The organism is Nostoc sp., from assembly GCF_036918015.1.
Taxonomy (GTDB): Bacteria; Cyanobacteriota; Cyanobacteriia; order Cyanobacteriales; family Nostocaceae; genus Nostoc.
In genome coordinates this window covers 64,011-77,820 of the sequence record NZ_JBALEO010000077.1, presented here as the reverse complement: position 1 = coordinate 77,820, position 13,810 = coordinate 64,011, and the positions used below count along the sequence as shown (strand labels likewise).

Genomic DNA, 13,810 nt, shown 5'->3' with positions numbered 1-13,810 from the left:
GTCAGAATTCAGAATTGAATTTTTGAATTCTGACTTCTCTTTTAACCCAACGCAGATAACAGCAGTTTTTGCCAAATAGGCGCTAGAACTGCTTTGACAACAATATCCGCAATCACAAAACCAATCCCAATTAACATATAAGGTTTTGAAAAGCGTCCTTTATCTGAGGGCGCTGACAACCTAAAATTTTGTTTCAAACCGCTAAAGCCCGATTGGGGAATAGGGGTTTTATGGGATGATAGCATACTAGAATATATATGCTTTTCTAACTACAGGGAATCTCTCATGGCTCTCCGTCTAGGTGACACAGTACCCAACTTTACGCAAGCCTCAACACACGGCGACATCGATTTTTACCAATGGGCAGGTGACAGCTGGGTTGTGCTGTTCTCTCACCCTGCTGATTTTACACCTGTTTGTACAACAGAACTTGGCACAGTTGCCAAGCTCAAACCAGAATTTGACAAACGCAATGTCAAAGCGATCGCACTCAGCGTTGATGACGTAGAATCCCACAAAGGCTGGGTGGGAGACATTGAAGAAACTCAAAGCACCACTCTTAACTACCCAATTTTGGCGGATGCCGATCGCAAGGTTTCTGAGCTTTACGACATGATCCACCCTAATGCTAATGCATCTGTGACAGTGCGATCGGTTTTTGTAATAGACCCCAACAAGAAACTCCGTCTCTCTTTCACCTATCCTCCCAGCACAGGACGCAATTTTGACGAACTTTTGCGGGTGATTGATTCTCTGCAATTGACTGATAATTACAGCGTGGCGACACCAGCTGACTGGAAAGATGGAGACGATGTTGTAATTGTCCCCTCGCTGAAAGATCCAGAAGTACTAAAACAGAAATTCCCCAAAGGTTATGAGGAAATCAAACCTTATCTGCGGATGACTCCTCAGCCTAACAAGTAAATCTGAGAATGATTTCTGATAAAAAAGCAAAGACGCAAAATATAATTTTGCGTCTTTGTTTTTTTGCGTGAGAATATAGTCAATTGGCTAGGCATCCGGGCTGGCGCGGCTAGCGATCGCCTCCGGTAGAATATAGCCCATCGCATTACAATTCATACTTTTTAGTTATCCAACCCTATTTTTAATTTAGATAAAACACTTGAGGAACTTGTCAGGAAATATTTGAACTAAACAGTTTTTTTCTATAGGAATCCGATTTGATTTATGAAAAAATCTAAGTATGCGTAGGGTGTGTTATCGCGTAGCGTAACGCACCATCCGAAGGCTTTGGTGCGTTAGCCAGAGGCATAACGCACCCTACGTATATTTCAAAAATCAAATATGAGTCCTATATGTTATACCAATTGGAAAAAAGAATGCGACAAATAGACCATTTGTAGAGACGCGATTCATCGCGTCTTTACCCAAGGATGTGTTGCAATCATTAATTGAATTGGTATTACAAATAAATTCCCAAAATTGAGTCTTCAAAATAGGCTAAACTGCGTGTATAAACTGGCAAAATATTAGTCACGCTCTGCAACAAATCTTAATTTATATTTATAGTTTGAGGGCACATTAGTTTTGTCAGCATATATCAGTTGACCTTAAGGAGGTAAGTATCATGCAAAAAGAATATATGGAGATTTTAGAATCATTAATTAATAAATTGACATTATCCGCAATATTAGAAATGTTAGAGCGAATATGTCATAAAAAAGCGGAAAATCTGAGAACTCATTGGCAAGATGAGACTTCAGCAAAGCTTTGGGATAAAGCCGCTAGACAGATAGAACAGATAAATGTTGATGTTTGATTGAAGAGATAATCTTGCGCTTCCTCACAAGTTCCTCAAATTTTTTGCGTATTTTTATTATGGAATCTAGAAAATACACGAAATTAATTAACTTTTTACTAGAGTAGTCGGCAATTCCTGCTGCTACTATTAGCTTGGCTTTATGTTAGGTTGAGCAAACTCCAAGTTTGTTGCCTATGGTTCTTTGGCAGTATGGGCTAATAACTGTTACTCAACCAATACCTTTGCCAAAATAAGAGCCTAGAAAAATTTTGGCAAAGGTATTGTTTGCAGTAAAGCTTGCAGGTATGAAAAACTTGACTTCTAATATCATATCCGCTTGATTGCTTATTAAACCCGCAGAACCCCACCCCGCCAAAGCTACGCTTTGTCTCCCCTCCCCGCAAGCGGGGAGAGGTTGGGGGTGGGGTGTAATGACAGTGGTTAGCATAACTAAATTATGTGGACATGATATGTGTCCCTGTGGTCAAATAATTCGTTGCTCTACATTTTTCGTGAAAGTCAATCAAAGCCAGTTCTGCAATGACTCAAACCGAGCAAATTCTGACTCTAGCTGCCATTGAATCCGGGCGCGATCGCTTTTGTTCAAAAAGGCACTGCACCCTTGAGAAACAGAGGTTTCACCAGGGGTATCGCTTGCACAAGCTGGAACCATTGCCTTAAACTCAGACGACTTCCAGAGACTATTTCCCGGAGCGAAACTATATTCTAAGCCATTGCGAGCCAGTCGCTTGAGGTCTTTATATCCCAGCCCATATCTCGTTGCTGCTAACAAATACTCATTACTCAAATCGATGCGGGAAATGCCTTCATCATCAGAAGCAAGGGTCATTGGTACTCCAGCCTTCCAATACTCCCTAAAAGGATGCTGATCTCCCTGGACATTCAAAATGACTTCATTACTGGTCAGGCAGATTTCGACTAACACGCCACGTCGCCGCATTTGCTCCATCAACTCGAAGGGACGCTCCTCAAAAAGAATATCCACACCATGTCCGATGTGAGATGCCTGTGCCACTTCTACAGCTTGCCGAATATGAAAACGTAAATCCTCTGTGGTCACCAACCCCAGAGTTAACTCTCCGGCATGGAGCGCGACCTTGACATTGGGATATTGGCGTTTGAAAAATTGCAGCATTTGCATTTGCAGGGTGTAGTCGCGCAGTGCAATCGGGTTGTCTTCTGGGGCGACAAGATTGATGCCAACTACCCGCGAATCTGATGAATCTAGTGCAAAGGCATAAGCTAACTGAGCAAACACTTCAACGGGCGACTTTGTTCTTGTCGTTTGCTGCAAATAGCGCACCGTCACTGCACATCCAGGCTGTGCCGATGGAGTGCCGCAACCGAGTGTTTTCGAGACTTCGCGCTCCAACTGTGCAAATTGCTGGTTGCCGAGTGTCACTAGCTTGGTTAATCCTCGTTTGAGCAATTGACGGTGCATCTCTTGCAAATCTTTATTCCAACCAACTTCACGCCCTAGCTGTCGAACCTCACTGCCTTGAACGGTAAGCATTAACTCTAGATAGGTAATATGCTGCGAAGCTGCCCGATTTGCTACTGACGCGACCATATCATCCCGACGGCTCATAGAGTCTGATATTGGCCCAAAACCACTAAAAGCTTCAAAAAATTGGTCGTGTCCTGATTTTCCAGCAAATTGGAGGTTACGAGTAGACCAACGATTTATTAGGGAATCATAAACAGATGTTCGGTTTAACAATTCTGAGGCTGGAAAATAGCTACTGTCCTGACCGCAAGCCTTAGGTTCAACTAAAGCCCCCGCTTTTGGATTCACACAATACCCATCGGTGGCAGCCCACTCCAGATATTTTTCTGCGTACACAGCCCCGCTTAGATGACTGTGGATATCTCCACCCTTCGGCATTCGCTGTACAAATGCTCGTAAAGCCGCTGGCTGTGTGCGATGGGCTTCAAACCAACTAGCAGTTTCAGCTTCATTCCGAGTCGAGGACTGCTGCGAATTAGATGGGACTTGGGCTGCTACACTGAAGACCAAACAGCTAGAACTCGTTAATACTCCTAAAAAGAAATAATATAAGGGCGCTCGTCTATGCATATAGATTTATTTTTTTGTAAAACATGGCCAGTATGAGTATAGTTATCATGCTGTTCAAAACCATCAACTATCAATCTTTATAAGCTAGATAAACTATAACCTAAGATAGATACGTATTAATTAATTTTATTTAGTCCAGTAAACAAACTGCGATGCTGCCAAATAGCCAGGTAGAAACATAGCTATACCCAATGCACCCCAGGAGAAAACCAAGGAGCCAGCAATGCTACTGCGTGAACAGTAGTAAACCTGATAAATCTCCCATGTAGCGAGTATAGGCATGAGCAATCAGTGCAATAAGAAACAAGATCCCCGACTTTGTAAAAACAAGTTGTCGGGGATCTTTAGATTTCATCTAAATTTCATTAGATCATTAGATCATTAGAATTAGAAATATATTAGGTAAGATTTATGCAACTGCTATTTTTAAGGAATGGCTTTTTAGCGCTAACTTTTACTGCGATCGCTTCAGCCGGTGGGTTAATTACAGGCTGTACTAGTACTGCTTCCCAGAACCAAAGCCAAGCGCCAAAGGAAACCGCCACCAATACTAAAGACAAGCAGATGATGAACCACGGTGGTGGCATGACAAATCACAGCATGGGAATGGATTTAGGCCCAGCCGATGCTAATTTTGATTTACGATTTATTGACGCTATGATACCGCACCATCAAGGGGCTGTGGAAATGGCGAATGTTGCGCAGCAGAAATCAAAACGTCCTGAAATCAAAAAATTAGCAGACAATATTATCAAATCGCAAAACCAAGAAATCACTCAGATGAAGCAGTGGCGACAAGCTTGGTATCCCAAGGCGGGAGATAAACCAATGGCTTACAACAGCCAAATGGGTCACATGATGGAGATGTCGTCTGACCAGATGCAAACTATGATGATGAGTCAAGACTTAGGTGCAGCTGATGCTGAATTTGATTTGCGCTTTATCAATGCGATGATTCCTCACCACGAAGGGGCTGTAACAATGGGAAAAGATACCTTAAGTAAGTCTAAACGCCCTGAAATCAAGAAATTAGCCCAAGAAATTATCAAAGCCCAAGATATAGAGATTAAACAAATGCAACAGTGGCGAAAAGCTTGGTACAACAAGTAATTCGTAATTCGTAATTCGTAATTCGTAATTCGTAATTCGTAATTCGTAATTCGTAATTCGTAATGACGCTCCTGCGTCGCTAACGCTGCGCTAACGTAATTCGTGATAAAGTCTTCAGGTCAATATCAAGTGAAAATGCTTGTAGAGATTGATGCCAAAAAAGTAGATGAGCGTTTTAGTTTTAATAGATAATATGCGAGTCCTGCTAGTCGAAGATGAGCCAGATTTGGGTTCGGCAATTAAGCGTACCTTACCCCTCCGGGGAAGCAAGCTACGCGTAGCGTCCCGTAGGGAAGGGAGCCGAAGTGCTGCTCCCCTCATCTCCCTATTCCCAGTGCCTATTTACTAGAATGGGACTTTTCTGGCATGACTATATTAGTATGGCTTGCCTTGCCATTTTTGCCGTTAGTATGTCCGTTACCATTGCGGGGATGGATGACGCCATAACCGCCGTGGTTACGTTCGTAAATTACATTAATCTCTCCAGTTTCAGAATTATGGAACATATAAAAGTCGTGTCCTACGAGTTGCAGTTGTTCTAGGGCTTCTGCAACAGTCATCGGCGGCATGGAAAAATATTTGGTGCGGACGACTTCGTTGGGCAATTCGGGGGTGCGATCGCCAATTAAATCTGTTACTATCGACTCTGCAACAACTACTTCTGTTGGTAGAGCATGAGTTTTCTGGTCTTGACGCCGTTCTTTATATTTCCGCAGTTGACGAGCAATTTTATCTGCAACTAAGTCAATGCTGGCATATAGACTTTCGCTGCTTTCCTCGGCACGAATAACGCTACCATTAGCATAAATAGTTACTTCAGCTGCTTGTCTTGGATTAATTCGGGGATTCCGAGCGACGCTAAGATGCACATCCACTTCATTTGTAATGCTTTGAAAGTGACTAACTGCTTTTTCAATCTTTTGATGTACATACTCACGAATCGCATCGGTGATTTCAATATTTTTGCCGTGGATGACAAGCTTCATGTAATACTCTCCCGCTGAATATTTTGGATGTGTGAATTTGCTTTGTATGAAAAGAAATTGCGGTAAGGTTTATTACTCCCGCCAAAACAAATTGTGAACTATATTGTATTTACTGCTGTTAAGCTATCTCTCAGCTTGCTGCATCTGAGGAATTGTCAAGTATAGCCTTGATTTACTTCCTCATCTCTGCGCTGATGTCTAATTGTATATCCAATTAGCACTATTGAGTGAGGAAATCTAATTTAGCTCCTATGACTACCTTTTCCTTTAAAGGAATGCTTACAGAACTGTTGATAGTTGCTCCTTCTGTGTTCGATTGAGGTTTGCTTGCTGTTGCTCAAGAATACAAGGCTTTGTGGAAGTTTGATTCTGTTTGAAATGCAAACAATGATATTAAAGTCATCAGCCAGTACATTCTTCCTTATTGTCTTGGCATAATGCTTATTGCAGAGAATTCCTCCTAAAACCTATTGAGGTTGTATATTCAAGCTAGCACTTTGTATTTTCTAATGCATCTTCCCTTGACTTTCCTTTAAAATCCTTTGCAAAGCTTGACAATTGTTGATTCTAATCCTGTAACTTGAAATATATTTAGTTCTTTATACGGTTGAATTTTGGCATGATCCATAGTAGGGAACCACACAAAAATATTTGTTTGCTGTATAATAAAGGATTAATGCCTTACTTGGAAGCTCATGGATGGCAGCGATCGCTTCTAACTGAGCGCATTCATGACCCAAGTCTAGATGACGTATTAATTTTGCTAGAACATCCTGCTGTCTATACTTTGGGACAAGGAAGCAACTCAGACTTTCTCAAATTTGATATTGACCCTTCTCTACGAGACGCTGCGCGAACGGCTTCGCTCAGGGTAAACAGTGAGTATGATGTGCATCGAGTTGAACGAGGCGGCGAGGTTACTTACCATTGTCCCGGTCAACTGGTGGGCTATCCAATTTTAAATCTGCAACGTTATCGCAAAGACCTCCATTGGTACTTACGGCAACTCGAAGAAGTAATAATTCGTGTATTGGCAATTTATGGATTGCAAGGAGAAAGAATTCCGGCTTTTACTGGCGTTTGGTTGCAAGGGCGAAAAGTTGCAGCAATTGGTATTAAAGTCAGCCGTTGGATTACTATGCACGGCTTTGCGTTAAATGTTTGTCCAGATATGACAGGCTTTGAGCGCATTGTACCCTGCGGTATTTCTGACAAACCTGTAGGCAGTTTAGCCGAATGGATTCCAGGTATCACCTGCCAAGAAGTGCGTTTTTACATAGCAGAATCTTTTGCGGAAGTCTTTGGCGTGGAATTAGTAGAATCTCAGCCTCAAGGATTTTTCCAGTCTGAGTAAATTCAGCTTGTAATATGTAATAAATACTATAGCAGTCCTATTTAAATTGTGAGACACTTATGAGAGTAGTCCATATTAAATAGTATCAAAATAACTATTTAATACCTGTTTGAAAAAAGAATGTGATAGATACAAACCTGAGAAGCCAGATTAAATCAGACTTTTTGAATTTGGAATTGGTATAACTGCGGTTGTCAAAGCTAGAATCTGATTATTTCTAAATTTTTATACTAACTTTTTACGGCTGTTAAGCACAACTTTGCGCGTGAATTACTCCAATAATCTCCAGGTATATGCCCCATCGATAACATCTCTCAGAGAACGTGATTGGACAGCTTTGATAGAACTATTTGATAGAGACGACGGTGATGAAATTGAAGCTGACATCAGCGGTAGTTTATTTTGGCTAATACCTGAACCTTGTTGGGAAGACGATCCCTTTGATTTTTTGCGCGAGTATCTTTAAAGAGTGCTGAGTGCTGAGTGCTGAGTGCTGAGTGCTGAGTGCTGAGGGATGAGTGATGTTAGTGGTAGCGGAGTGTTTAGCCCGTGATGAGTGCAAAAGAAGCCTTTAATTTATAACTCCTAACTCCTAACTCCTAACTCCTAACTCTTAACTATCTAACGTTGAGGCGACTTAGGAAAATACGTAGGCGATCGCTTTGGGGATTGGTCAGTACTTCATAGGCTGGGCCTTGTTCTGTCACAATACCTTTGTCTAAAAATATAACTTGATGGGCTACTTCTTTGGCAAACTGCATTTCATGGGTGACAACTACCATTGTCATGCCTTCTGTGGCTAATTGCTGCATCACTTGCAGAACTTCGCCGACAAGTTCGGGATCTAGGGCGCTGGTGGGTTCGTCAAATAGCATGATTTGGGGATTCATACATAAACTACGAGCGATCGCTACTCGTTGCTTTTGTCCGCCAGAAAGTTGTTCGGGATAAGCAGAGGCTTTGTCAGATAAACCAACTTTTTCTAAATATAATCTCGCTATTTGGGCGCTTTCTTTTGGTGTTTTACCCAAGACTTTACGCAGTGCGAGTGTCATATTTTCTAAGACACTGAGATGAGGAAACAGGTTGAACTGTTGGAAAACCATGCCTACTTGTGTTCGTAGTTGCCGCAGTTGGCTATAGTTGACAGTGGGCCTAGATAAGTTGATTCCGTTGATGATTAAACGCCCTTTGTCAATGGTTTCTAGGCGGTTGAAGCAGCGTAATAGGGTACTTTTACCACAGCCGGAGGAACCGATAACTGCAACGACTTCTCCCCGGTTGATTTCGCCGGTAATCCCTTTGAGGACTTTTAGGGAACCAAAGTTTTTTTCGATATTGTCAAAAATAATCGCGGGGATGGTATTGTTCATTACTTGTATCAAGCTGCTCTAAAGTTGATTGTAAGGTTTTTAACGAACCGCAGAGGCGCAGAGAGCGCAGAGAGGGAGAGAAAATAATATGGTTAAATTTGGTTTTGGGCGCTGGTGTGTGGTTGTAGGTTTTAGCTGTTTGTTACTGGCTGGCTGTGTTATGAACCCTAGCGCGGGTAAAACTCTGCGGGTTGTTACAGATCCGACGTTTCCACCTTTTGAGTTTCAGAAAAAAAGTGGTGAGTTACAAGGTTTTTCGATTGATTTAATGAATGCGATCGCTTCCTCTGCTAACTTCAAATTAAATCTTCAAAGTATTCCTTTTGATGGCATGATCTCAGCTTTAGCAGCCAAAACGGTAGATGCTGCGATTAGTTCCATCACAATTACAGAGGAGAGGGCGAAGACGATTTCTTTTTCCCGTCCTTATTTTAAGGCTGGATTAGCGATCGCAATTCGCGCAGACAATCAAGATATTACTGGTTTTGACAGTCTTAAAAATAAGAAAATTGCTGTACAAATTGGTACAACCGGGGCTGCAAAGGCTAAGAGTATTCCAGGAGTGCAAATTCGCAGCTTTGATTCTGCGCCCGTAGCTTTGCAAGAATTGCTCAATGGCAATGTGGATGCAGTAATTAATGATGCACCTATGACTGTATATGCTATTAATACGGGCAATCTTCAGGGAATTAAAGTAGTAGAGAAATTGCTGACGGAAGAGTTTTATGGAATTGCTACACCTAAAAACTCGCCGAATTTGACATTGATAAATGATGGCTTGGATAGGGTGCTGAAAAATGGCACTTATACCCAAATTTACCAGAAATGGTTTAAAGTTGAACCACCATCACTACCAGCTAAATCACCATTTGAGAATCAAATTAACGCTGGCGCACCTAAAATATTAACTTCAATTAGCGTGGTTTTACAGGCTTTTCCTAGTCTATTACAGGGTGCATTGATAACGTTGCAGTTGACGATACTTTCGGTAGTATTTGGTTTAATTGGCGGTTCCTTAATTGGTATTGTTCGCCTTTCTCATATTGCACCTGTGCGTTGGTTGGCCAGGGCGTATGTAGATTTTTTTCGAGGAACGCCTTTGCTGGTACAAATTTTTATGATTTACTTTGGTTTACCAGCAATTTTACAAGAATTTGGTTGGACATTTTCTTTCGATCGTCTAAGTGCTGGGGTAATTGCCTTAAGTTTGAATAGCGCTGCATACATTGCCGAAATTGTTCGTGCTGGAATTCAATCAATTGAACCAGGACAAGCAGAAGCAGCAAAATCATTAGGTTTAAGTTCTGTGCAAACTATGAGTTATGTAATTTTTCCCCAAGCTTTCCGGCGGATGATTCCACCTTTGGGGAATGAGTTTATCAGTTTGTTGAAAGATACTAGCTTAGTTTCTGTGATTGGGTTTGAAGAATTAGTACGTAAAGGACAGTTAATTGTTGCTGACAACTATCGCGCCTTTGAGATTTACGCAGGTGTATCGGTGGTTTATTTATGTTTGACGCTACTTTCTTCCCAGGCATTTAGCCGATTAGAAGCTTGGATGAATCCTATCAAGCGCTAAGAGACTTTCCAAAATAATTTCCCAAAATCCAGAGAATGATAATAAATATATTTAATTAAATGAAAAGAACAAAATCATACCTTTTTTATAGCAATTATAATTTATTGTTTAATTTTAATTAATATTTTGCGGCGAATCCAATAAAAAAGTTATGTAATATCAATCAGATAACACTATTGTTATCATGTACTTGTAATCATTAAGAAATGTAAATAGTAACTATAACCGTAAGTCAATTTAACTTAATGATTTCGTGCTTGCTATTTGACGGCTGAGTATGGCAGTAAAGTTACGTTGTAATTAAAACTCAGTAAATAGGTTTGAACTATTCAATGCAAGTCTAGTTTCGGCTGCATTGTAACAGTTCACCTTGTCAGCCAAAAATTAAAAACTTTTCATTAGAGGAGAAGCAAATGAGAAATTTGAAAGCAATCATAGACAAATCCTCATTGACTAGTGAAGTACCGGCATCTACCAACACTTGCCAGCTTACCACGCCTAATTCAGGCACCAATTTTGCTAGATGCGATCGCGATCGCATTTATTGCTAGTACAGAAAGTTTGCTCATGAAGCTAGATTTTTTATCACGGTAGGATAGCACAATTGTGCTACCGATTCGTATTTTATGTAATCAGCCAGGGATTAAGATAGGTTTTATATAAGGAATTTGGATTGAGTTGTGGCCGAATCAACCAAAAATATATGACAATTCTCAATGCTCGTAATTTATCTTTAGAAGAAGTTCAGCGTCTGTTTAGCTTTGAAGAACAGTACAGTGACTCATTTTCTAACTACTTATCTCTGGAACCTCTCGCGGAAGCAGAACAGCAGGAACTTCTGCAAATTAGAAATGACTTTCGACGCTACCTGACAGCAGGTAAAGTTTCTGAAGGCCAGGTAAAGTTTCTTGCAGTTGCACCTTTACTAAGATTAGCTGGCTTTTATCGCTATCCTATCGAGATTGTTTTGGAAGAGAATATTGCTGATATTGAAGTTGAAGATGAAGATATCAGAATTAAAGGCAGATTTGATATTTTAGCTATTAGTAAAGCTAAACATACAAAGCCTAAAACATATTTTTGGGTACTGTTAATTGAATCTAAAAATAGTCAGATTGATATATCAACAGGTTTGCCTCAGTTACTCACTTATGCTTATAAAAATTTAGATAATCAAAAATCAGTTTGGGGATTAGCGACTAATGGTAGAAGTTATCAGTTTGTCTATATCGAACAAGGAAATCCCCCGATTTATTATCTGTTGCCAGAATTAAATTTAATGGAAAGAGAGCGTTCAAGTCAGTTGCTACAAGTTTTAAAAGCAATTTGTCAGCTTTAAAAGTATTGATGACTAAGAGGATGTTTGAAAAGTCCTCCTATCGGTAGCAAAAAGTTTTAGATCCCCCTAAATCCCCCTTAAAAAGGGGGACTTTGATTCCGGTTCCCCCCTTAAAAAGGGGGGTTAGGAAGGTAAGTATGAAGGTATTGGAATTCCTGAATATTGGGTTGTAGATTATCTCGGTTTAGGCGCTAAAAAGTTCACTGGCAACCCCAAATAGCCTACTATGTCTATTTATCAACTAATCGATGGTGAATACCAAGTTACTCAATTTAGAGGTACAGATCGCATAGTCTCGCCTACTTTCCCAGAATTGAATTTAACCGCCGAACAGATTTTTCAAGCTGGAGGTTTCCCAAGTAGTTAAAATTACCGAGAGAGCTTTTTATAACTTCTCTAATTATACCTCTGGCATTTTTGGTCTAAGGAGTAGGATAAATCACGCTTTCAGCAAATTATAATGTTTTTAGCTGATTTGCTTGAGAACTAACGCCCTAAGCCCGATCGCAATATACTTGACCAAAGCTATGATCGGGATGAATCTCAATCACCATATCAACCACTGTTGCATCTCTTACCAACGGTTTGATGAATAATTCCGGGTGAAGCGATCGCCAAAAATAATTGACAAATTGCTCTATATCTGCATTACTCATCCCTGATTTCCCCGCAGCAATCATCTGTTGTTCCGCCTGTTTACGCCACTCCAAAGAACAGCGGTAATCGATGGGATACAGCACAATTAAACTGTCCAATCGCTCCCACAGTGGTAAATAATCGTGGAGGCGAAGATTCATCTCACGGGCGAATGCTCTATCTTCATCTGTGACAATTGGCGGTGGCGCAGTATCAAATACATCTGGTTCGATTGGTCGCACACCCACAAACCAACCTTCAAATAGTACAATATCTACATCCGCCACCATTTCGGAAGTAGTGCGATCGCCAGCACCTCCAAAAGCTGATTTATCAAAGCGGGGAAGCATTACTGGGCTTTGCAACTCACGGATTTGATCTAGTACATTTAAGCCTAAGTCTATATCATGGGTTCCTGGTGGGCCCCGCCAAATTAAGCGGGGATCTTGCTGTTTCAAAAGCAAGCGATCGCTGTAAGTTTTATATAAGTCATCCAAAGATAAACTCACAGTCCTGTATCCCAAATGATCGAGAATCAAAATGAGAATTTTGGACATTGTGGTTTTACCAGTACCTTGTCCTCCCAATATGCCTTGAATCAGTGGGCGTCCCAACTGTTGGCGCTGCGATGCTAGTTTAATCCCCAAAGGCAGCCACAAGTCCCACAATACCTGTAACATTTCCTGGGGTTGTACTTGGAGAGTAGCTTTACAGAATTCGCTAAAAGCTGGAAAGACAGATTTTAGTAAATGCGATCGCCTTTCGATCGTTTCATCAACATTTTCCGGCGCGATCCCAAAAGCTTTTGCCCTTAACCGATCTGCCAGCGCTGCTTCTCTTGCTTCCTGCTTCCAAGTTTCCCCCACCCCATTGCTTGCTAAAACACTCAGCCACAAATTCATAAATTCTCCATCTGACTACGATCCCAGCTTAAAAGCTTCGAGAAACAGGCTGTAGATCAAACCAACTTTGAGAAGATTTAGTGAGTCTACCAAGAGCGATCGCCTTTCCAAAAAACTACGACTGTAAAATATTCTGCTGGTAATTTCCGTCAACAATACTAAAAAACCAGCTGCCACAATGTCTAACTCTGCCCGTTGTCCAGCTGTAGTAGAAACTGCGTTTCCCAGAAAAAAACCGAACAAAAAACTAATTATCAGCAACGATAGCCGTCGCCAAGGATTTAAAAACCATTGCCCAAAGCGTGTAGCAATGGCATCGAACAAGTTGTTGAGACGAGTGTTTTGCATCAAAGGGACTTCTGGGAAAAGTCAAGATATCTTGAAATATATCTATATTAATGTAAGAAGGATATTGGTTTTAGCATCAGCTTGTTTGTTACTATTGTAGATATCTACTGGAATTACAGTGTTTATTCAAATTTCACCATTCTATCATCTTCAGAGAAGTACAGTTTCTTAGAAGATATTTGGAAACAATAATATTTAGTTTGATCCCCACATTCAAGCCTTAAAAAATGGGAAAATGATTCAAAATTATCCTTTTTTAAGGAAGCTAGTTCGTTAAGGGGGTTTGCTGACTTGTATTCATGTATGGAAGTAAGCTACTCGTA

At 40.8% G+C, this 13,810-nt stretch carries 15 protein-coding genes and 2 pseudogenes; 10 read left to right on the top strand and 7 right to left on the bottom strand.

Annotated features, from left to right (window positions below):
* Positions 1 to 41: 41 nt before the first annotated feature.
* Positions 42 to 197: a hypothetical protein gene (locus V7K61_RS22325; RefSeq protein WP_335056594.1), complete on the bottom strand. Its 156-nt coding sequence runs from the start codon at positions 195 to 197 to the stop codon at positions 42 to 44.
* Between the two features lie 88 nt (positions 198 to 285).
* On the opposite strand from V7K61_RS22325, the gene V7K61_RS22320 reads away from it, so the two are divergent.
* The 3 genes and pseudogenes from V7K61_RS22320 to V7K61_RS34205 form a co-directional block, all read left to right on the top strand.
* Positions 286 to 924, top strand: coding sequence for a peroxiredoxin (locus V7K61_RS22320; RefSeq protein ID WP_334719383.1), 639 nt, complete (start codon positions 286 to 288; stop codon positions 922 to 924).
* Between the two features lie 664 nt (positions 925 to 1,588).
* Positions 1,589 to 1,780 (top strand): hypothetical protein, encoded by a 192-nt coding sequence (locus V7K61_RS22315; protein WP_099099305.1) that lies wholly within the window; start codon positions 1,589 to 1,591, stop codon positions 1,778 to 1,780.
* Between the two features lie 155 nt (positions 1,781 to 1,935).
* Positions 1,936 to 2,016 (top strand): annotated as a pseudogene (locus V7K61_RS34205) (DUF2949 domain-containing protein); the annotation flags it as partial.
* A gap of 269 nt (positions 2,017 to 2,285) precedes the next feature.
* Here the strand turns inward: V7K61_RS34205 and V7K61_RS22310 are convergent.
* Both V7K61_RS22310 and V7K61_RS34200 read right to left on the bottom strand, forming a co-directional pair.
* Positions 2,286 to 3,860 (bottom strand): adenosine deaminase, encoded by a 1,575-nt coding sequence (locus tag V7K61_RS22310; RefSeq protein WP_335056592.1) that lies wholly within the window; start codon positions 3,858 to 3,860, stop codon positions 2,286 to 2,288.
* A 226-nt stretch (positions 3,861 to 4,086) separates the two neighbouring features.
* Positions 4,087 to 4,215, bottom strand: coding sequence for a biliverdin-producing heme oxygenase (locus tag V7K61_RS34200; protein ID WP_442936351.1), 129 nt, complete (start codon positions 4,213 to 4,215; stop codon positions 4,087 to 4,089).
* 56 nt (positions 4,216 to 4,271) lie between these two features.
* Between V7K61_RS34200 and V7K61_RS22305 the strand changes: the two genes are divergently transcribed.
* The gene (locus tag V7K61_RS22305) at positions 4,272 to 4,970 is read left to right on the top strand and encodes a DUF305 domain-containing protein (protein WP_335056591.1); all 699 of its coding nucleotides are present in this window, start codon (positions 4,272 to 4,274) and stop codon (positions 4,968 to 4,970) included.
* Positions 4,971 to 5,308: 338 nt separating this feature from the next.
* On the opposite strand, the gene hpf is transcribed toward V7K61_RS22305, so the two are convergent.
* On the bottom strand, positions 5,309 to 5,956 hold the full coding sequence (gene hpf, locus V7K61_RS22300) for a ribosome hibernation-promoting factor, HPF/YfiA family (protein ID WP_094348138.1): 648 nt from the start codon (positions 5,954 to 5,956) through the stop codon (positions 5,309 to 5,311).
* A 619-nt stretch (positions 5,957 to 6,575) separates the two neighbouring features.
* Between hpf and lipB the strand changes: the two genes are divergently transcribed.
* Together lipB and V7K61_RS22290 are read left to right on the top strand one after the other, a co-directional pair.
* Positions 6,576 to 7,310, top strand: coding sequence for a lipoyl(octanoyl) transferase LipB (gene lipB, locus V7K61_RS22295; RefSeq protein ID WP_335056589.1), 735 nt, complete (start codon positions 6,576 to 6,578; stop codon positions 7,308 to 7,310).
* A 265-nt stretch (positions 7,311 to 7,575) separates the two neighbouring features.
* Positions 7,576 to 7,776 (top strand): hypothetical protein, encoded by a 201-nt coding sequence (locus V7K61_RS22290; protein WP_094348136.1) that lies wholly within the window; start codon positions 7,576 to 7,578, stop codon positions 7,774 to 7,776.
* A gap of 151 nt (positions 7,777 to 7,927) precedes the next feature.
* Here V7K61_RS22290 and V7K61_RS22285 read toward each other — a convergent pair whose 3' ends face one another.
* A complete protein-coding gene (locus V7K61_RS22285) occupies positions 7,928 to 8,683 on the bottom strand; it encodes an amino acid ABC transporter ATP-binding protein (RefSeq protein ID WP_335056587.1) in 756 nt (251 codons plus the stop codon).
* 88 nt (positions 8,684 to 8,771) lie between these two features.
* Between V7K61_RS22285 and V7K61_RS22280 the strand changes: the two genes are divergently transcribed.
* The 4 genes and pseudogenes from V7K61_RS22280 to V7K61_RS22265 all read left to right on the top strand — a co-directional run.
* A complete protein-coding gene (locus V7K61_RS22280; protein ID WP_335056585.1) occupies positions 8,772 to 10,262 on the top strand; it encodes an ABC transporter permease subunit in 1,491 nt (496 codons plus the stop codon).
* 456 nt (positions 10,263 to 10,718) lie between these two features.
* Positions 10,719 to 10,856 (top strand): hypothetical protein, encoded by a 138-nt coding sequence (locus V7K61_RS22275; protein WP_335056583.1) that lies wholly within the window; start codon positions 10,719 to 10,721, stop codon positions 10,854 to 10,856.
* Positions 10,857 to 10,965: 109 nt separating this feature from the next.
* Complete coding sequence (locus V7K61_RS22270; RefSeq protein ID WP_335056581.1) at positions 10,966 to 11,601, top strand: restriction endonuclease subunit R; 636 nt, start codon at positions 10,966 to 10,968, stop codon at positions 11,599 to 11,601.
* Positions 11,602 to 11,737: 136 nt separating this feature from the next.
* Positions 11,738 to 11,968: pseudogene (locus tag V7K61_RS22265) on the top strand (Uma2 family endonuclease); the annotation flags it as partial.
* A 127-nt stretch (positions 11,969 to 12,095) separates the two neighbouring features.
* On the opposite strand, the gene V7K61_RS22260 reads toward V7K61_RS22265, so the two are convergent.
* Positions 12,096 to 13,139 carry a glycerate kinase gene (locus V7K61_RS22260; RefSeq protein ID WP_335056579.1) on the bottom strand — a complete coding sequence of 348 codons (1,044 nt, stop codon included), beginning with the start codon at positions 13,137 to 13,139 and terminating at the stop codon, positions 12,096 to 12,098.
* Positions 13,140 to 13,154: 15 nt separating this feature from the next.
* Positions 13,155 to 13,487: a DUF565 domain-containing protein gene (locus V7K61_RS22255; protein ID WP_335056577.1), complete on the bottom strand. Its 333-nt coding sequence runs from the start codon at positions 13,485 to 13,487 to the stop codon at positions 13,155 to 13,157.
* Positions 13,488 to 13,810: the final 323 nt, after the last annotated feature.

Excerpts from the sequence above, each read along its gene's own strand:
- V7K61_RS22320 (WP_334719383.1), top strand. The coding sequence starts at position 286 with ATGGCTCTCCGTCTAGGTGACACAGTACCCAACTTTACGCAAGCCTCA.
- V7K61_RS22315 (WP_099099305.1), top strand. The coding sequence starts at position 1,589 with ATGCAAAAAGAATATATGGAGATTTTAGAATCATTAATTAATAAATTG.
- V7K61_RS22310 (WP_335056592.1), bottom strand. The coding sequence starts at position 3,860 with ATGCATAGACGAGCGCCCTTATATTATTTCTTTTTAGGAGTATTAACG.
- V7K61_RS34200 (WP_442936351.1), bottom strand. The coding sequence starts at position 4,215 with ATGAAATCTAAAGATCCCCGACAACTTGTTTTTACAAAGTCGGGGATC.
- V7K61_RS22305 (WP_335056591.1), top strand. The coding sequence starts at position 4,272 with ATGCAACTGCTATTTTTAAGGAATGGCTTTTTAGCGCTAACTTTTACT.
- hpf (WP_094348138.1), bottom strand. The coding sequence starts at position 5,956 with ATGAAGCTTGTCATCCACGGCAAAAATATTGAAATCACCGATGCGATT.
- lipB (WP_335056589.1), top strand. The coding sequence starts at position 6,576 with ATGATCCATAGTAGGGAACCACACAAAAATATTTGTTTGCTGTATAAT.
- V7K61_RS22285 (WP_335056587.1), bottom strand. The coding sequence starts at position 8,683 with ATGAACAATACCATCCCCGCGATTATTTTTGACAATATCGAAAAAAAC.
- V7K61_RS22280 (WP_335056585.1), top strand. The coding sequence starts at position 8,772 with ATGGTTAAATTTGGTTTTGGGCGCTGGTGTGTGGTTGTAGGTTTTAGC.
- V7K61_RS22270 (WP_335056581.1), top strand. The coding sequence starts at position 10,966 with ATGACAATTCTCAATGCTCGTAATTTATCTTTAGAAGAAGTTCAGCGT.
- V7K61_RS22260 (WP_335056579.1), bottom strand. The coding sequence starts at position 13,139 with ATGAATTTGTGGCTGAGTGTTTTAGCAAGCAATGGGGTGGGGGAAACT.
- V7K61_RS22255 (WP_335056577.1), bottom strand. The coding sequence starts at position 13,487 with ATGCAAAACACTCGTCTCAACAACTTGTTCGATGCCATTGCTACACGC.